Annotated in this window: 21 protein-coding genes, 1 tRNA gene and 1 pseudogene; 13 read left to right on the top strand and 10 right to left on the bottom strand. The window is 49.2% G+C overall.

Annotated elements, in window-relative coordinates; genetic code table 11:
- Position 1: 1 nt before the first annotated feature.
- The 6 genes from dinB to prfH all read left to right on the top strand — a co-directional run bounded on the left by dinB (position 2) and on the right by prfH (position 4,206).
- Positions 2 to 1,057 carry a DNA polymerase IV gene (dinB, locus tag ACJHX7_RS21040; RefSeq protein ID WP_001226154.1) on the top strand — a complete coding sequence of 352 codons (1,056 nt, stop codon included), beginning with the start codon at positions 2 to 4 and terminating at the stop codon, positions 1,055 to 1,057.
- A gap of 51 nt (positions 1,058 to 1,108) precedes the next feature.
- Positions 1,109 to 1,402 (top strand): type I toxin-antitoxin system antitoxin YafN, encoded by a 294-nt coding sequence (yafN, locus tag ACJHX7_RS21035; RefSeq protein WP_000554755.1) that lies wholly within the window; start codon positions 1,109 to 1,111, stop codon positions 1,400 to 1,402.
- A 2-nt stretch (positions 1,403 to 1,404) separates the two neighbouring features.
- Positions 1,405 to 1,803 (top strand): type II toxin-antitoxin system mRNA interferase toxin YafO, encoded by a 399-nt coding sequence (yafO, locus tag ACJHX7_RS21030; RefSeq protein ID WP_001263491.1) that lies wholly within the window; start codon positions 1,405 to 1,407, stop codon positions 1,801 to 1,803.
- Positions 1,804 to 1,812: 9 nt separating this feature from the next.
- Positions 1,813 to 2,265, top strand: a complete 453-nt coding sequence (locus ACJHX7_RS21025; protein ID WP_075862062.1) for a GNAT family N-acetyltransferase — start codon at positions 1,813 to 1,815, stop codon at positions 2,263 to 2,265.
- Positions 2,266 to 2,455: 190 nt separating this feature from the next.
- Positions 2,456 to 3,595 carry an RNA ligase RtcB family protein gene (locus ACJHX7_RS21020; protein WP_410231690.1) on the top strand — a complete coding sequence of 380 codons (1,140 nt, stop codon included), beginning with the start codon at positions 2,456 to 2,458 and terminating at the stop codon, positions 3,593 to 3,595.
- Positions 3,592 to 4,206: a peptide chain release factor H gene (gene prfH, locus ACJHX7_RS21015; protein WP_094029765.1), complete on the top strand. Its 615-nt coding sequence runs from the start codon at positions 3,592 to 3,594 to the stop codon at positions 4,204 to 4,206. Before ACJHX7_RS21020 ends, prfH begins: the two co-directional genes overlap by 4 nt.
- Positions 4,207 to 4,262: 56 nt before the next feature.
- Here the strand turns inward: prfH and pepD are convergent, their stop codons facing one another.
- Positions 4,263 to 5,720 carry a cytosol nonspecific dipeptidase gene (pepD, locus tag ACJHX7_RS21010; protein ID WP_001293009.1) on the bottom strand — a complete coding sequence of 486 codons (1,458 nt, stop codon included), beginning with the start codon at positions 5,718 to 5,720 and terminating at the stop codon, positions 4,263 to 4,265.
- 260 nt (positions 5,721 to 5,980) lie between these two features.
- Between pepD and gpt the strand changes: the two genes are divergently transcribed.
- The 3 genes from gpt (at position 5,981) to crl (ending at position 8,234) form a co-directional block, all read left to right on the top strand.
- Complete coding sequence (gene gpt / locus ACJHX7_RS21005) at positions 5,981 to 6,439, top strand: xanthine phosphoribosyltransferase (protein ID WP_001291990.1); 459 nt, start codon at positions 5,981 to 5,983, stop codon at positions 6,437 to 6,439.
- Between the two features lie 91 nt (positions 6,440 to 6,530).
- Complete coding sequence (frsA, locus tag ACJHX7_RS21000; RefSeq protein ID WP_000189541.1) at positions 6,531 to 7,775, top strand: esterase FrsA; 1,245 nt, start codon at positions 6,531 to 6,533, stop codon at positions 7,773 to 7,775.
- A gap of 57 nt (positions 7,776 to 7,832) precedes the next feature.
- Positions 7,833 to 8,234 carry a sigma factor-binding protein Crl gene (gene crl / locus ACJHX7_RS20995; protein WP_000174682.1) on the top strand — a complete coding sequence of 134 codons (402 nt, stop codon included), beginning with the start codon at positions 7,833 to 7,835 and terminating at the stop codon, positions 8,232 to 8,234.
- Positions 8,235 to 8,272: 38 nt separating this feature from the next.
- Here crl and phoE read toward each other — a convergent pair whose 3' ends face one another.
- Positions 8,273 to 9,328: a phosphoporin PhoE gene (phoE, locus tag ACJHX7_RS20990; protein ID WP_001339261.1), complete on the bottom strand. Its 1,056-nt coding sequence runs from the start codon at positions 9,326 to 9,328 to the stop codon at positions 8,273 to 8,275.
- A 288-nt stretch (positions 9,329 to 9,616) separates the two neighbouring features.
- On the opposite strand from phoE, the gene proB reads away from it, so the two are divergent.
- The 3 genes from proB to ACJHX7_RS20975 all read left to right on the top strand — a co-directional run bounded on the left by proB (position 9,617) and on the right by ACJHX7_RS20975 (position 12,175).
- Complete coding sequence (gene proB / locus ACJHX7_RS20985; RefSeq protein WP_001285288.1) at positions 9,617 to 10,720, top strand: glutamate 5-kinase; 1,104 nt, start codon at positions 9,617 to 9,619, stop codon at positions 10,718 to 10,720.
- 11 nt (positions 10,721 to 10,731) lie between these two features.
- Positions 10,732 to 11,985: a glutamate-5-semialdehyde dehydrogenase gene (gene proA, locus ACJHX7_RS20980; protein ID WP_094029763.1), complete on the top strand. Its 1,254-nt coding sequence runs from the start codon at positions 10,732 to 10,734 to the stop codon at positions 11,983 to 11,985.
- A gap of 114 nt (positions 11,986 to 12,099) precedes the next feature.
- A tRNA-Thr gene (locus ACJHX7_RS20975) sits at positions 12,100 to 12,175 on the top strand.
- 14 nt (positions 12,176 to 12,189) lie between these two features.
- Here ACJHX7_RS20975 and ACJHX7_RS20970 read toward each other — a convergent pair.
- From ACJHX7_RS20970 to ACJHX7_RS20945, 6 genes and pseudogenes are all read right to left on the bottom strand, one after another.
- A complete protein-coding gene (locus ACJHX7_RS20970; protein WP_001132557.1) occupies positions 12,190 to 13,308 on the bottom strand; it encodes a tyrosine-type recombinase/integrase in 1,119 nt (372 codons plus the stop codon).
- Positions 13,230 to 13,664, bottom strand: coding sequence for a helix-turn-helix domain-containing protein (locus ACJHX7_RS20965; RefSeq protein WP_077941726.1), 435 nt, complete (start codon positions 13,662 to 13,664; stop codon positions 13,230 to 13,232). The genes ACJHX7_RS20970 and ACJHX7_RS20965 overlap by 79 nt, the downstream gene beginning before the upstream one ends.
- A complete protein-coding gene (yfdT, locus tag ACJHX7_RS20960; RefSeq protein ID WP_000206732.1) occupies positions 13,580 to 13,885 on the bottom strand; it encodes a protein YfdT in 306 nt (101 codons plus the stop codon). Before yfdT ends, ACJHX7_RS20965 begins: the two co-directional genes overlap by 85 nt.
- Positions 13,885 to 14,247, bottom strand: coding sequence for a phage protein (locus ACJHX7_RS20955; protein WP_001242749.1), 363 nt, complete (start codon positions 14,245 to 14,247; stop codon positions 13,885 to 13,887). Before ACJHX7_RS20955 ends, yfdT begins: the two co-directional genes overlap by 1 nt.
- Positions 14,238 to 14,774, bottom strand: coding sequence for a 5'-deoxynucleotidase (gene yfdR / locus ACJHX7_RS20950; RefSeq protein ID WP_000008236.1), 537 nt, complete (start codon positions 14,772 to 14,774; stop codon positions 14,238 to 14,240). Before yfdR ends, ACJHX7_RS20955 begins: the two co-directional genes overlap by 10 nt.
- 81 nt (positions 14,775 to 14,855) lie before the next feature.
- Positions 14,856 to 15,175: pseudogene (locus tag ACJHX7_RS20945) on the bottom strand (hypothetical protein).
- Positions 15,176 to 15,318: 143 nt separating this feature from the next.
- Here ACJHX7_RS20945 and ACJHX7_RS20940 point away from each other — a divergent pair.
- Positions 15,319 to 15,753 (top strand): hypothetical protein, encoded by a 435-nt coding sequence (locus ACJHX7_RS20940; RefSeq protein ID WP_000016389.1) that lies wholly within the window; start codon positions 15,319 to 15,321, stop codon positions 15,751 to 15,753.
- Here ACJHX7_RS20940 and ACJHX7_RS20935 read toward each other — a convergent pair.
- Both ACJHX7_RS20935 and ACJHX7_RS20930 read right to left on the bottom strand, forming a co-directional pair.
- Positions 15,725 to 15,931 carry a hypothetical protein gene (locus ACJHX7_RS20935; protein WP_000549623.1) on the bottom strand — a complete coding sequence of 69 codons (207 nt, stop codon included), beginning with the start codon at positions 15,929 to 15,931 and terminating at the stop codon, positions 15,725 to 15,727. The genes ACJHX7_RS20940 and ACJHX7_RS20935 overlap by 29 nt on opposite strands.
- A gap of 234 nt (positions 15,932 to 16,165) precedes the next feature.
- Positions 16,166 to 16,840 (bottom strand): LexA family protein, encoded by a 675-nt coding sequence (locus ACJHX7_RS20930; protein WP_000848748.1) that lies wholly within the window; start codon positions 16,838 to 16,840, stop codon positions 16,166 to 16,168.
- Between the last annotated feature and the right edge of the window lie 4 nt (positions 16,841 to 16,844).

Raw genomic sequence — 16,844 nt, 5'->3', positions numbered from 1 at the left:
AATGCGTAAAATCATTCATGTGGATATGGACTGCTTTTTCGCAGCGGTGGAGATGCGCGACAATCCCGCTCTGCGCGATATCCCTATTGCTATTGGCGGCAGCCGCGAACGTCGGGGGGTGATCAGCACCGCCAATTATCCCGCGCGTAAATTTGGCGTACGCAGCGCTATGCCGACAGGGATGGCGCTCAAATTATGCCCACATCTCACGCTGCTTCCAGGGCGCTTTGACGCCTACAAAGAAGCCTCAAATCATATCCGAGAAATTTTCTCGCGCTATACCTCGCGCATTGAACCGTTATCACTGGATGAAGCCTATCTCGACGTCACCGATAGTGTGCATTGCCACGGTTCTGCGACCCTCATCGCCAAGGAAATCCGTCAGACGATCTTTAACGAGCTGCAACTGACGGCATCTGCGGGCGTTGCGCCGGTAAAGTTTCTCGCCAAAATTGCTTCCGACATGAATAAACCCAACGGTCAGTTTGTGATTACGCCGGCAGAAGTTCCGGCATTTCTGCAAACCTTACCGCTGGCAAAAATTCCCGGCGTCGGCAAAGTCTCGGCGGCAAAACTGGAAGCGATGGGGCTGCGGACCTGCGGTGATGTGCAAAAGTGTGATCTGGTGACTCTGCTCAAACGTTTTGGCAAATTTGGCCGCATTTTGTGGGAGCGTAGTCAGGGGATTGACGAGCGCGACGTTAACAGTGAACGGTTGCGAAAATCCGTCGGCGTAGAACGCACGATGGCGGAAGATATTCATCACTGGTCTGAATGTGAAGCGATTATCGAGCGGCTGTATCCTGAACTTGAACGCCGTCTGGCAAAGGTAAAACCTGATTTACTGATTGCTCGCCAGGGGGTGAAATTAAAGTTTGATGATTTTCAGCAAACCACTCAGGAGCACGTCTGGCCGCGGCTGAATAAAGCTGACTTAATCGCCACCGCGCGTAAAACCTGGAATGAACGCCGTGGCGGGCGCGGTGTGCGTCTGGTGGGGCTGCATGTGACGTTACTTGACCCTCAAATGGAAAGACAACTGGTGCTGGGATTATGATGTATACTATTATGTATATTCTGATGTTCATTATTATGAGGGGATCACTGTATGCATCGAATTCTCGCTGAAAAATCGGTCAATATCACTGAGTTACGTAAAAACCCAGCTAAATACTTTATTGATCAACCGGTTGCGGTTCTTTCTAATAATCGCCCCGCAGGATATCTCTTAAGTGCCAGCGCATTTGAAGCGTTAATGGACATGCTTGCTGAACAAGAGGAGAAAAAACTGGTTAAGGCGCGCTTCCGTCCGAGTGCCGCAAGATTAGAGGAAATTACACGCCGCGCTGAACAATATCTTAATGATATGACGGATGATGATTTCAATGACTTTAAGGAATAAGGATGCGGGTATTCAAAACAAAACTTATTCGCCTGCAACTTACAGCAGAGGAACTTGATGCGTTAACGGCGGATTTTATTTCCTATAAGCGTGACGGTGTTTTGCCAGATATATTTGGTCGCGATGCACTCTACGACGACTCGTTTACCTGGCCATTAATCAAATTTGAGCGAGTTGCTCATATTCATCTGGCAAATGTGAATAATCCATTTCCGCCACAGTTGCGCCAATTCAGCAGAACGAATGACGAAGCGCATTTGGTATATTGTCAGGGTGCGTTTGATGAGCAAGCATGGTTGCTCATTGCCATTCTGAAACCTGAACCTCATAAACTGGCTCGAGATAACAACCAAATGCATAAAATTGGGAAAATGGCAGAAGCGTTTCGCATGCGTTTTTGAATTTATATTATGAATAACATACAAATAAGAAACTATCAGCCTGGTGATTTTCAGCAACTATGCGCTATTTTCCTTCGAGCGGTTACGATGACGGCGAGTCAGCACTATTCTCCACAGCAAATTGCCGCCTGGGCGCAGATTGACGAATCTCGCTGGAAGGAGAAACTCGCGAAATCACAAGTGCGGGTTGCAGTTATTAATGCACAACCGGTTGGTTTTATTACCCGCATTGGACATTATATCGATATGTTATTTGTTGAACCTGAATACACCCGACGCGGGGTTGCCAGCGCTTTGTTAAAACCATTGATTAAGTCTGAATCCGAACTTACGGTGGACGCCAGCATAACCGCAAAGCCCTTTTTTGAACGTTATGGTTTTCAGACAGTTAAGCAGCAGTGCGTTGAATGCCGGGGAGAGTGGTTTACTAATTTTTATATGCGATATAAACCGCGACATTAAATCCAGCTTGCAATGAAAATAACGCCCGCCTAGTATGTGTGCGTTTTCTTATTCCACAAACTGCAAGGAGGTAAATCATGACAAATCCTTTATCAATGACTCTTTGCAGACCTTTCCAGGATTAATTCTTTTTTTCTTGCCCTGGATTCGTCTGCCATTTCCTGATTTTTATTCATAAATGGAATGGTTTATGGGCAAATATATTCGTCCCTTATCCGATGCGGTATTTACCATCGCATCTGATGACCTGTGGATCGAGAGTTTAGCGATCCAACAATTACACACCACGGCAAATTTACCCAACATGCAGCGCGTAGTAGGGATGCCAGATTTACACCCCGGACGCGGCTACCCGATTGGCGCAGCGTTCTTCTCCGCAGGCCGTTTTTACCCGGCACTGGTCGGCAATGATATCGGCTGCGGCATGGCGCTGTGGCAAACAGATATTCTCGTTCGTAAATACAACGCCGATAAGTTTGAAAAGCGATTATCAGCTTTGGATGACGTTGCTGAAGAAAGCTGGCTGGAGGAAAACCTGCTGTCAGCATTTGCACAGCATCCGTGGCGCAGCTCGCTTGGCTCTATCGGTGGCGGAAACCACTTCGCAGAACTGCAACAAGTTGATCAAATCATCGACGCTGAACTGTTTGCACTGGCAGGTCTGGATGCGCAGCATCTGCAACTGCTGGTTCATAGCGGCTCGAGGGGGTTGGGGCAGTCTATTTTACAGCGGCATATTGCCTCGTTTTCGCATCATGGTTTGCCTGAAGGCAGTGACGACGCGCTACGGTATATTGCGGAACATGACGATGCGCTGGCGTTTGCGCGTATTAATCGCCAGATGATCGCTTTGCGCATAATGCAACAGGTTAAGGCCACCGGAAGTCCTGTTCTGGATGTGGCGCATAACTTTGTTAGCGCCTGTCAAATCGGCGATCAACAGGGCTGGTTGCATCGTAAAGGTGCCACGCCGGATGACAACGGTCTGGTGATTATTCCCGGTTCACGCGGTGATTACTCCTGGCTGGTTAAACCTGTTGCGAACGAAAAAACACTCCACTCGCTGGCGCATGGGGCAGGGCGTAAATGGGGGCGCACCGAGTGTAAAGGGCGTCTGGCAGCGAAATACACGGCGACGCAACTCTCGCGTACTGAACTTGGCAGTCGGGTAATTTGTCGCGATAAACAACTCATCTTTGAAGAAGCGCCACAAGCCTATAAATCGGCTGAAAGCGTGGTGCAATGTCTGGTGCAGGCCGGTTTAATTATTCCTGTCGCGCGGCTGCGTCCGGTGCTAACGCTCAAAAACAATGGAGGGAAAAAAGGATGATCTTGCTACAACTCTCCTCAGCTCAGGGGCCGGAAGAATGTTGCCTGGCAGTGAAAAAGGCGCTGGACAGGTTGATTAAAGAAGCTACCCGACAAGACGTCGCGGTAACGGTGCTGGAAACAGAAACGGGTCGCTACTCTGACACGCTGCGTTCAGCGCTGGTTTCTCTGGATGGCGATAACGCATGGGCTCTAAGCGAAAGCTGGTGTGGCACTATCCAGTGGATTTGTCCGAGTCCGTATCGGCCTCATCATGGGCGCAAAAACTGGTTTCTGGGCATTGGGCGTTTTACCGCTGATGAGCAGGAACAATCCGACGCGATCCGTTATGAGACGCTGCGTTCGTCGGGGCCGGGCGGTCAACATGTCAATAAAACCGACTCGGCGGTACGCGCCACGCATCTGGCATCCGGTATTAGCGTGAAGGTTCAGTCAGAGCGCAGTCAGCATGCTAACAAACGGCTGGCGCGATTACTGATTGCCTGGAAGCTGGAACAACAGCAACAGGAAAATAGCGCGGCGCTGAAATCGCAGCGGCGAATGTTCCATCACCAGATTGAACGTGGCAACCCGAGACGGACATTTACAGGGATGGCTTTTATCGAAGGATAATGAAGGATGAAACTGCCGGAAGGCGATTAAACGCCATCCGGCAGCAAATCAAATAATTACTTCGCCGGAATTTCTTTCAGCAGTTCAGTCAGCAGTGTCCAGTAATGACCTACGCTTTCGATATGAACTTGCTCATCCGGAGAGTGTGGACCGGTAATGGTTGGCCCGATAGAAACCATGTCCATTTCCGGATACGGTTTTTTGAACAGACCACATTCCAGGCCCGCGTGAATAATCTGGATGTTCGGCGTCTTGTTGAACAGGCGCTGATAGGTTTCACGTACCAGATGCATCACCGGAGAATTAGCGTCCGGCTGCCAGCCAGGATATGCGCCTTTCGCTTCGGTTTTCGCGCCAGCCAGTTTACCCAGAGAATCCAGCATGCTCACCACGTAGTCTTTACCGCTGTCGATCAGAGAACGGATCAGGCAGTGAATTTCTACGTTATTGTCAGTCATGGTCACCACACCCACGTTCAGGGAGGTTTCGACCACGCCTTTTGCCACGTCGGAGTTGCGGATCACACCGTTCGGGGTGGCGTTCAGCAGACGAATAAAGGTATCGCGAGATTTCGCAATCAGGGCAGCTTTATCGTTCGCAACAGAGTCCAGCAGCAATGCCAGATTTTTCTCTTTCTCTGCCAGCTCGTTTTTCAGGATCTCCTGATAGGTATTCACCAGAGATTTCAGTGCGTCGACTTTATCAGCTGCGACAGCAATCGTCGCAAAGGCTTCACGCGGGATGGCGTTACGCAGTGTGCCACCGTTGAAATCGATAAGGCGCAGGTCCAGCTCTTCCGCATGACCCGCCAGGAAGCGCACCAGCAGTTTGTTGGCATTACCCAGGCCAACGTGGATTTCACCGCCGGAGTGACCGCCTTTCAGACCTTTTAAGGTTAACTTGAAGGTTTCAAAACCAGCTGGAACCGCTTCACGATCTAAATGCAGGTTGGAGGTGAAGTCGATACCCCCCGCACAACCCATGTAGATTTCACCTTCTTCTTCGGAGTCGGTGTTAATCAGAATATCAGCCTGCAACCAGTTGCTCTGTAAGCCAAAAGCACCGTCCATACCGGCTTCTTCGGTCATGGTCAGCAGCACTTCCAGCGGGCCGTGAACCACGTTTTCGTCAGCCAGAACCGCCAGTGCAGAGGCCATACCAATGCCGTTATCCGCACCCAGCGTGGTGCCGCGCGCTTTAACCCATTCGCCATCAATATAAGGCTGGATAGGATCTTTAGTGAAGTCATGCACGGTGTCGTTATTTTTCTGCGGCACCATATCGAGGTGGGCCTGCAAGACGACCGGTTTACGATTTTCCATACCTGCGGTAGCAGGTTTACGAATCAGGATATTACCTACCTGATCGCGTTCGACATGGAAACCTTTCTCTTTTGCCCAACCAACAATGTATTCAGCGAGTTGCTCTTCATGATAGGACGGGTGAGGAATAGAACAGATTTTGGCAAAAATATCCCACAGCGGCTGTGGAGATAATTGAGACAGTTCAGACACGTTAAGTCTCCTTGTCGATCACCCGCAAAACAGTATTGCAGGTCACAGGGTTAGCAGAAAATGTTGTCAACACAAGACAGGCTTGCGAGATATGTTTGAGAATACCACTTTATCCCGCGTCAGGGAGAGGCAGTGCGTAAAAAGACGCGGACTCATGTGAAATACTGGTTTTTAGTGCGCCAGATCTCTATAATCTCGCGCAACCTATTTTCCCCTCGAACACTTTTTAAGCCGTAGATAAACAGGCTGGGACACTTCACATGAGCGAAAAATACATCGTCACCTGGGACATGTTGCAGATCCATGCACGTAAACTCGCAAGCCGACTGATGCCTTCTGAACAATGGAAAGGCATTATTGCCGTAAGCCGTGGCGGTCTGGTACCGGGTGCGTTACTGGCGCGTGAACTGGGTATTCGTCATGTCGATACCGTTTGTATTTCCAGCTACGATCACGACAACCAGCGCGAGCTTAAAGTGCTGAAACGCGCAGAAGGCGATGGCGAAGGCTTCATCGTTATTGATGACCTGGTGGATACCGGTGGTACTGCGGTTGCGATTCGTGAAATGTATCCAAAAGCGCACTTTGTCACCATCTTCGCAAAACCGGCTGGTCGTCCGCTGGTTGATGACTATGTTGTTGATATCCCGCAAGATACCTGGATTGAACAGCCGTGGGATATGGGCGTCGTATTCGTCCCGCCAATCTCCGGTCGCTAATCTTTTCAACGCCTGGCACTGCCGGGCGTTGTTCTTTTTAACTTCAGGCGGGTTACAATAGTTTCCAGTAAGTATTCTGGAGGCTGCATCCATGACACAGGCAAACCTGAGCGAAACCCTGTTCAAACCCCGCTTTAAACATCCTGAAACCTCGACGCTAGTCCGCCGCTTTAATCACGGCGCACAACCGCCTGTGCAGTCGGCCCTTGATGGTAAAACCATCCCTCACTGGTATCGCATGATTAACCGTCTGATGTGGATCTGGCGCGGCATTGACCCACGTGAAATCCTCGACGTCCAGGCGCGTATTGTGATGAGCGATGCCGAACGTACCGACGATGATTTATACGATACGGTGATTGGCTACCGCGGCGGCAACTGGATTTATGAGTGGGCTACCCAGGCGATGGTGTGGCAACAAAAAGCCTGTGCGGAAGAAGATCCGCAACTCAGCGGTCGACACTGGCTGCATGCGGCTACGTTGTACAACATTGCTGCCTATCCTCATCTGAAAGGAGATGACCTGGCCGAGCAAGCGCAGGCTTTGTCAAACCGCGCCTATGAAGAGGCCGCTCAGCGTCTGCCGGGCACGATGCGGCAGATGGAGTTTACCGTACCCGGCGGTGCGCCCATCACCGGCTTTTTGCATATGCCGAAAGGTGATGGCCCGTTCCCGACAGTATTAATGTGTGGTGGTCTGGATGCGATGCAGACGGACTATTACAGCCTGTATGAACGTTATTTTGCGCCGCGCGGCATTGCGATGCTGACTATTGATATGCCGTCGGTGGGCTTTTCTTCAAAATGGAAGCTCACCCAGGACTCCAGCCTGTTGCATCAGCACGTCTTAAAGGCGCTGCCTAACGTACCGTGGGTAGATCACACTCGCGTCGCGGCCTTTGGTTTCCGTTTCGGCGCTAACGTTGCCGTGCGTCTGGCATACCTTGAATCGCCGCGTCTGAAAGCGGTTGCCTGTCTTGGTCCGGTAGTTCATACCCTGTTGAGTGATTTTAAGTGCCAGCAACAGGTGCCGGAAATGTATCTTGACGTTCTGGCGAGCCGTTTGGGGATGCATGATGCTTCCGACGAAGCGTTGCGCGTGGAGCTGAATCGCTATTCATTAAAAGTGCAAGGATTGCTGGGACGTCGCTGCCCAACGCCAATGTTATCAGGCTACTGGAAGAACGATCCGTTCAGCCCGGAAGAGGACTCACGCTTAATCACCTCATCATCTGCTGACGGTAAATTGTTAGAGATCCCATTTAACCCGGTGTATCGGAATTTTGACAAAGGTCTTCAGGAAATCACCGACTGGATCGAAAAACGATTGTGTTAAAAATTTGCTAAATTTTACCAATTTGGTAAAACAGTTGCATCACAACAGGAGATTGCAATGACGTTACCGAGTGGACACCCGAAGAGCAGATTGATCAAAAAATTTACCGCACTAGGCCCGTATATTCGTGAAGGTAAGTGCGAAGATAATCGATTCTTTTTCGATTGTCTGGCTGTATGCGTCAACGTGAAACCGGCACCGGAAGTGCGTGAGTTCTGGGGCTGGTGGATGGAACTGGAAGCGCAGGAATCCCGTTTTACCTACAGTTACCAGTTTGGTCTGTTCGATAAAGCAGGCGACTGGACGAGTGTTCCGGTAAAAGACACTGAAGTGGTTGAACGACTGGAGCACACCCTGCGTGAGTTTCATGAGAAACTGCGTGAGCTGCTGGCGACGCTGAATCTGAAGCTGGAACCGGCGGATGATTTTCGTGATGAACCGGTGAAGTTAACGGCGTGAGTGAAATGTGCCGGATGTATCACATCCGGCAATATCCATTAAAACTGATAGGTCATGCCAACCGCGACAATATCATCATTATTAATATTCAATTTGTTATCGCTATCCAGTTGGTTGATTTTATAATCAACAAACGCTGACATATTTTTGTTGAAATAATATGTAGCACCGACATCGATATAATTGACCAGATCTTCATCACCGATACCTTCAATATCTTTCCCTTTCGATAAGACATAACCCAGGGATGGACGCAGACCAAAGTCAAACTGGTATTGAGCGACCGCTTCAAAGTTCTGTGTCTTATTGGCAAAGCCGCCAGTTATTGGCGTCATTTTGCGTGTTTCAGAATAGAAAGTTGCCAGATAAATATTATTGGCATCGTATTTCAGACCTGTTGCCCATGCTTCTGCACGCTTGCCTGTGCCACGGCTTTGCAGGTTCTGCTCGTTGGTGCGATCAGAGTTGGTATAGGCTCCACTGATGGCGAAATCGCTGCCACCAAAGTCATATGTCAATGATGTGCCGAAGCCATCGCCGTTTTGCTTTTTAACATCGCGGTTTTCGTTTTTCCCTTGATATTGCAGGGTTAAGTTCAGACCATCGATAACGCCGAAGAAGTCGGTGTTCCTATACGTCGCCAGACCGCTGGCACGTTTGGTCATAAAGTTGTCGGTCTGTGCGGAGGAGTCGCCACCAAATTCCGGGAACATATCGGTCCAGGCTTCCACGTCATACAGCGCGCCCAGGTTACGACCATAATCGAAAGAACCCAAATCTTTATATTTCAACCCGGCAAAAGCGAGACGTGTTTTTTGCTGTGCAGTATCACTCTCCGCTTTATTACCGGCAAACTCTGCTTCCCAACGACCATAACCCGTCAGTTGATCGTTAATTTGTGTTTCGCCTTTAAAACCAAAACGGATATAACTCTGGTCGCCATCTTTACTGTCATTATCACTCATATAATGCATGGCTTTAACTTTGCCATAGACATCCAGTTTATTACCGTCTTTGTTATATATTTCTGCGGCCTGTACGGATACAGATGCCACAATGCCCATCACCACTAATGCCAGAGTGCTCTTTTTCATTTTCATTCCTGATTTTAATTAACGCGCGAATATTCAGCGGGAGAGTCCCGTTGAAAACAGGAAAGTTTTTAACCTGAGATTGTTAAAGATATATTACAGATTAATAATATTCTTAAAATGTGGTAATTTATTAAATCTGTAATAAAAGCGTAAACAACTGCCGCTACGCTTGCTGATCCCGCGCAACAAAACGCCATGCTTTGCTCGCAGATGGTTGGCAACCGACGACAGTCCTGCTAAAACGTTCGTTTGATATCATTTTTTCCTAAAATTGAATGGCAGAGAATCATGAGTGACAGCCAGACGCTGGTGGTAAAACTCGGCACCAGTGTGCTAACAGGCGGATCGCGCCGCCTGAACCGTGCCCATATCGTTGAACTTGTTCGCCAGTGCGCGCAGTTACATGCCGCCGGGCATCGGATTGTTATTGTGACGTCGGGTGCGATTGCCGCCGGACGTGAGCACCTGGGGTACCCGGAATTGCCAGCGACTATCGCTTCAAAACAGCTGCTGGCGGCGGTAGGGCAGAGTCGACTGATTCAACTGTGGGAACAGCTGTTTTCAATTTACGGCATTCATGTCGGGCAGATGTTGCTGACCCGTGCTGATATGGAAGACCGTGAACGCTTCCTGAACGCCCGCGACACCCTGCGTGCGTTGCTCGATAACAATATCGTTCCGGTAATCAATGAGAACGATGCTGTCGCGACTGCAGAGATTAAGGTCGGCGATAACGATAACCTTTCTGCGCTGGCGGCGATTCTGGCGGGTGCCGATAAACTGTTGCTGCTGACCGATCAAAAAGGTTTGTATACCGCTGACCCGCGCAGCAATCCGCAGGCAGAACTGATTAAAGATGTTTACGGCATTGATGACGCACTGCGCGCGATTGCTGGCGACAGCGTTTCAGGCCTCGGAACTGGCGGCATGAGTACCAAATTGCAGGCCGCGGACGTGGCTTGCCGTGCGGGTATCGACACCATTATTGCCGCGGGCAGCAAGCCGGGCGTTATTGGTGATGTGATGGAAGGCATCTCCGTCGGTACGTTGTTCCATGCCCAGGCGACTCCGCTTGAAAACCGCAAACGCTGGATTTTCGGTGCGCCGCCTGCGGGTGAAATCACGGTAGATGAAGGGGCAACCGCCGCCATTCTTGAACGCGGCAGCTCCCTGTTGCCGAAAGGCATCAAAAGCGTGACTGGCAATTTCTCGCGTGGTGAAGTCATCCGCATTTGCAACCTCGAAGGTCGCGATATCGCCCACGGCGTCAGTCGTTACAACAGCGATGCATTACGCCGTATTGCCGGACACCACTCGCAAGAAATTGATGCAATACTGGGATATGAATACGGCCCGGTTGCCGTTCACCGTGATGACATGATTACCCGTTAAGGAGCTGGCCGATGCTGGAACAAATGGGCATTGCCGCGAAGCAAGCCTCGTATAAATTAGCGCAACTCTCCAGCCGCGAAAAAAATCGTGTGCTGGAGAAGATTGCCGATGCACTGGAAGCACAAAGCGAAAACATCATCAACGCTAACGCCCAGGATGTTGCTGACGCGCGTGCCAATGGCCTTAGCGAAGCGATGCTTGACCGTCTGGCACTGACGCCCGCACGGCTGAAAGGCATTGCCGACGATGTGCGCCAGGTGTGCAATCTCGCCGATCCGGTGGGGCGGGTAATCGATGGCGGCGTACTGGACAGTGGCCTGCGTCTGGAGCGTCGTCGCGTACCGCTGGGGGTTATTGGCGTGATTTATGAAGCGCGCCCGAACGTGACGGTTGATGTCGCTTCGCTGTGCCTGAAAACAGGTAACGCAGTGATCCTGCGCGGCGGCAAAGAAACGTGTCGCACTAACGCGGCAACGGTGGCAGTGATTCAGGACGCCCTGAAATCCTGTGGCTTACCGGCGGGTGCCGTGCAGGCGATTGATAATCCTGACCGTGCGCTGGTCAGTGAAATGCTGCGTATGGATAAATACATCGACATGCTGATCCCGCGCGGCGGGGCTGGTTTGCATAAACTGTGCCGCGAACAGTCGACAATCCCGGTGATCACTGGTGGTATAGGCGTATGCCATATTTACGTTGATGAAAGCGCAGAGATCGCTGAAGCATTAAAAGTGATCGTCAACGCGAAAACTCAGCGACCGAGCACATGTAATACGGTAGAAACCTTGCTGGTAAATAAAAACATCGCCGATAGCTTCCTGCCCGCATTAAGCAAGCAAATGGCGGAAAGCGGCGTGACGTTACACGCAGATGCTGCTGCGCTGGCGCAGTTGCAGACAGGCCCCGCGAAGGTGGTGGCGGTTAAAGCCGAAGAGTATGACGATGAGTTTCTGTCATTAGATTTGAACGTCAAAATCGTCAGCGATCTTGACGATGCCATCGCCCATATTCGTGAACACGGCACGCAACACTCCGATGCGATCCTGACCCGCGATATGCGCAACGCCCAGCGTTTTGTTAACGAAGTGGATTCGTCCGCTGTTTACGTTAACGCCTCTACGCGTTTTACCGACGGCGGCCAGTTTGGTCTGGGAGCGGAAGTGGCGGTAAGCACACAAAAACTCCACGCGCGTGGCCCGATGGGCCTGGAAGCACTGACCACTTACAAGTGGATCGGCATTGGTGATTACACCATTCGTGCGTAAATAAAACCGGGTGATGCAAAAGTAGCCATTTGATTCACAAGGCCATTGACGCATCGCCCGGTTAGTTTTAACCTTGTCTACCGTGATTCACGTTCGTGAACATGTCCTTTCAGGGCCGATATAGCTCAGTTGGTAGAGCAGCGCATTCGTAATGCGAAGGTCGTAGGTTCGACTCCTATTATCGGCACCATTTAAATCAATAAGTTACACATCATTAGTACCTTCCTTATTTTTTGACTGGGACAAATTTGGGACCGATGGGTTCAGGATCGAGTCTATTTGCCGTGCGTGTTCGGTAAGGTGATTAGGTGCAAGGTGAGCATATCGACGAACCATTTCGATAGACTCCCAGCCTCCCATTTCCTGTAACACTGACAACGGGACTCCGGCTTGAACCAGCCAACTTGCCCAGGTGTGTCTCAAGTCGTGAAATCTGAAATCATCAATACCAGCCCGTCTCAGCGCCGCTTTCCAGGCTGTGTTTGCGTCATACCGCATCTTCCTTACTGTTGGCGCTTTCGTTCCGTCTGGTTTGGTACAGCTTTCCTTGTACACAAATACCCAACGGTGATGATTCCCGATTTGTTTTTTCAATACGCGACATGCAGTATCATTCAGCGCAACGCCAATTGCGCGGTTTGATTTACTCTCTTCCGGGTTTATCCATGCCACCCGGCGCTGCATATCTATTTGTTGCCATTCAAGGTTGATGATGTTCGAGCGTCTTAAGCCTGTTGCCAGTGCAAATTCAACAACAGACTTTAATGGCTCCGGACATTCATCAATCAGCCTTTGTGCTTCATGGGGCTCCAGCCAGCGGATCCGTTTATTCTTTGGTTGAGGCACTTTAATAATTGGTGCCTTATCCAGCATTTTCCATTCACGCTCTGCGGCTCTTAGTAGGGCCTTTATAAATGAAAGATGCGTAGCCTTCGTTGCAACGGACGCTGGTTTTGGCGTGTATTCTGGAACAGGTTTCCCTTTTTTTCTGCATGCTTCTGCCCTGAGTTTCCAGTTTTCCTCATGACGCCGGTTCGTCATTTTCTGCATTGCTGAATAAATTTTTGATTCAGTAATGTCTCTTAGTTGCATTCCTGCGAAATGTTGAAGCCAGAATCCGATCCGGCTTTTGTCATCGTCCAGTGATTTTTTATGTGCTTTCTCTTCAAGCCACCTGACACACGCTTCCTCGAACGTTATATCAGGTATTTCACCAAGTTTGCTGACCCGCCATGCTTCAGCCTTTAGCTTGTCATGGAGTTCTGTCGCCTGCCTTTTGTCCTTTGTTCCAAGAGACTGTTTAAATCTTTTACCGTTCGGCAATGTGAAACTGGCGTACCATATTTCACCTCTGCGGAAGAGTGACATTTTCTTTCCTCTGTTATGCCATCACCCGCGCTCACCTGGACAGTATGCAGCGGAGACTGAAGAGCCGCAATGCAGGCTTGTCGTGTTGTGAGGTAAGGAGATTTATTCTTAGTGGGATCTTTGCGTGTTGCCTGAAGACGCCCTGTGCGTATCCAGTTAATGGCAGTCGGTCTGGATATCTTGAGAAAATGACAGGCCTCATCGAGTGTGAGGCTGTATGGCTCCATTATTTCACCTCTTGCTGTGACATTGTTGAGAAATGGATACCAGCTCGTTGCTGCCAGACGATCCAACCGAGAGTCATATCCCATGCCATGTATTCGTTATCGCCGTTTTTTGCTCTCCGACGATCTACTAAGTCACCAAAACGCTTTTCCATGAATAATTCATAAGCTTCGCGTTCATCTGGTTCTACTTCCAGAGATAGGAGTGCGATTTCATAAGCACGGCGCTCAATATCGTCTCGCACGTCAAGGCTGCTGATACGCTCTTTAATTTCTTTAATCAGTTCTTTGTCGGTAAAAGTGGTCATTATGCTCCAGCCTCCGGTGCTTTTGGCATTACTGCCCAGTGAGTGATATTGACGTTTTCAAGGTCCCCGACCTGAAATGTCCACTGCCATTCTCCGGTTTCTTTTTGTCCCCAGGTGTACCAGAGAGAACGCCAGCCAATTAGCCAGCCTTCTCCGTTAGCATCGAATAACAAAACACTTTCATTTGCTGGTGGCAGTTCAGTTGACACTGGTATTACTTTGTTTTCCTGTGCTGCACATTTAGCTTCAAGCGCATCGAATTTACGCACCAGGTATTCAGCATCCGTTTCATTCACTTTCAGATCTCGCGGTACACATCTCCCACGAAGAAACCCTTCCATTTCGAAAACATTCATGCGCATTTGCGTAACTCCGATAATTCGTTAAAGCGTTCCATAAACATCCCGTAGGCATGGCCTGGAGCCAGTGGAATCACGTTGAACATCTCTGTTGCCGGGATACCTTCCAGCACAGGCCAGAAAGAGCCATCATCAAGCCCGAGATCGCGGCGTTCGGTTGCCAGCATAATGAGATCGGCATATTTCACTGGCGTGCTCATAACAGGAGGTAACCCGTATTTCTCACGGATTACGGCGTCTATTTTTTCTTCCATCCGTTTATAGTCAGGAAGAAGTCGTTTCAGTGGTGCGGGGATGTCCTGGCAATATGCTTCTGTTGCATCATGCATTAAAGCTTCAAAAGCAAATTCCTGCGGCACCAGCTGGCTGCAAAGCACCGCATGTTGGGCGACACTGTAGAAGTGTGAAAGATGTCCTGCAAAGCGACAGATATTTGAAAGGGAAACCGCGATATCGTTAATAACGATGTCGTCTTTATTTATCCTGTCATAATAAAAATGCTTCCCGGAAAAAGTTTTAATAAATGACATTTTGTTCTCCACGTATATGCGCTGCACCGCGCTGAATTCGGGTAAAAGGAAGCCCTCACCGTCCGGCGATTATTGAGTCAATTACATTTCCAAAAATGCCCCCGTAGGGGCGGTTAGTTTCTCCACAAAACAGAGAAGAACACCTGCGGTGGCAGCTGCCCGGATGGATTGGGTTATGAGCCCGTCGTCCGGTGATGCTCTTCTCTGTTTTGTAAAAAGGACGGTACCAGCCGGAAGCAAGGGTACAAACTGGTACCGCCAGGACTACACACAGCATAAAGTTGTGGTGCCGGGTGCCTCCCGGTGCCTGGCGAAGGTTGCACACCAGGCGGGTGGGTATCCACAGAAGGTCGACTGTCAGCCTCAACCTTAACCCGCGTGCGCTGAGCCGCATTCACCACAACGCTAAGGATTCTCTCTGGTTGAAAATACTTAGCTGTTATGTGCCTGCTTTTAGCCACATCAGGCGAGGTGGACCTAGTTATTCCCCAACAACAAGGATTCGGTTAATCTGGTTATCCCCAACAACGCAAAAGGAAAAGAAATGTCCGGTAATATCTATACGCTGTACAAATCCCACTGTGAAAATGTTGGAAAGTATCGGGGCATTGAAATCAGTGGGGTAGTGTCATCAGTCGAAATAAGCAAAGTTGAATCAAGGGCAACATTACTTACTCTTTTGGACCTTGTCTTACATGAGCACCGGAAGAAATTCGGCACTCCCTATAATCAGTTGAATGGGAAAAAGGCTCTGGTTCACCTTATTCTGATGAAGCATCACTGGATGCCAAAACAGATTAATGAGATGAAATTTGATGAACTTCTTCTTTCAATTCAGGATGAACTCACGCTTGATAAAATAAGCGTAACCGCCCAGAAATTTTTAGATTATCGAGACTGGAGATCACAAATTCATCACTTTGATGATTTTGACGAAAATGAATGGGATCCTAATTTGTCTGCACAATATCTAAAGTAACATCCTGTGATAAAACCGTGATTTCCTGATCCAGTTTTTTTAAGGAGTCTATTGTTTCCTGTCGATAAGACAGCACTTCACGAAGCTGGTTTATAGCTGCCAGCTTCTTTGTCATCCACTCATAAATTTCCTCATCTGTGTAGCCAGGCGCGACGATTTTGGGTTCTGTTTTGTGCATTTCACATCTCCTCAAGTTATCAGTTACTTGTTGATGGGGACCAGATTGTTAAAGAGCTAAGCGTCCTGTAGGGCGCTTTTTTGTTGCTAACGAATCATCCTGGACTTCATATGCCCCAGGCGGCTACTTCGTGGGCGTCCTGCCTGTTCGTTGTTTCGCTTGGGTACATTATGTATCTCAAAGGTACATTGTCAAGTATAAAAAAACCTGCCGAAGCAGGTTCATAAACATTGATTAGGCTTTGATTTTGTATCTTCTTGGTTTTCCTGAGAAAATCACTGTACCAATTATAGAGCAATTACCGTTGATCTTAATGTAAGGCTCAGGCCAGTTTGGGTTTAACGCTTTGAGATAACGCTGTGTCCCATCTTCTATCAACCTTTTGAAGGTGGTTTCGCCTGTATCGTGCATCAATGCAATAACGTCGTCACCGTGGCAGGCAGGTACTTCAGGATCGACAAAAATCATGTCTCCCGGGCGGTACTCATCAATCATTGAATCACCTATCACCCGCAAGATATAAGTCATTTCCCCACAGGGTACAGGGCAGGGATACGTTTCTGCTGTGCTCAAATCAACCTCAGAATATCCAACTTCTTTCCATGCTCCGGCCTGTACCCATGATATGACAGGGACTAATGTGATTTGTTTATTAGTGATTGAAACATCAGGTTTTTTTGTGATGTTCGTTGTCTGGTGTTCTTGATCGAGCCATCCGACAGGCAGGTCGAAACATTTTTCGATGTGTCGTGCCATGCTGTCACCGATATTTTTAGTAGCACCATCTCCCATAAACCTGCTGGTCTGGGTTGGCTCGCGATCAATCATAGTGGCAAAGGAAGAATTCCCGCCAACACCATCTCTCAGTTTTCTGGCGTTAGACCGCCGGATGTCATGGATTGTTTTCATAACG

The organism is Escherichia sp. WS1451, assembly GCF_046487365.1.
GTDB lineage: Bacteria > Pseudomonadota > Gammaproteobacteria > Enterobacterales > Enterobacteriaceae > Escherichia > Escherichia coli.
This window is presented reverse-complemented; position numbering and strand designations above follow the sequence as displayed.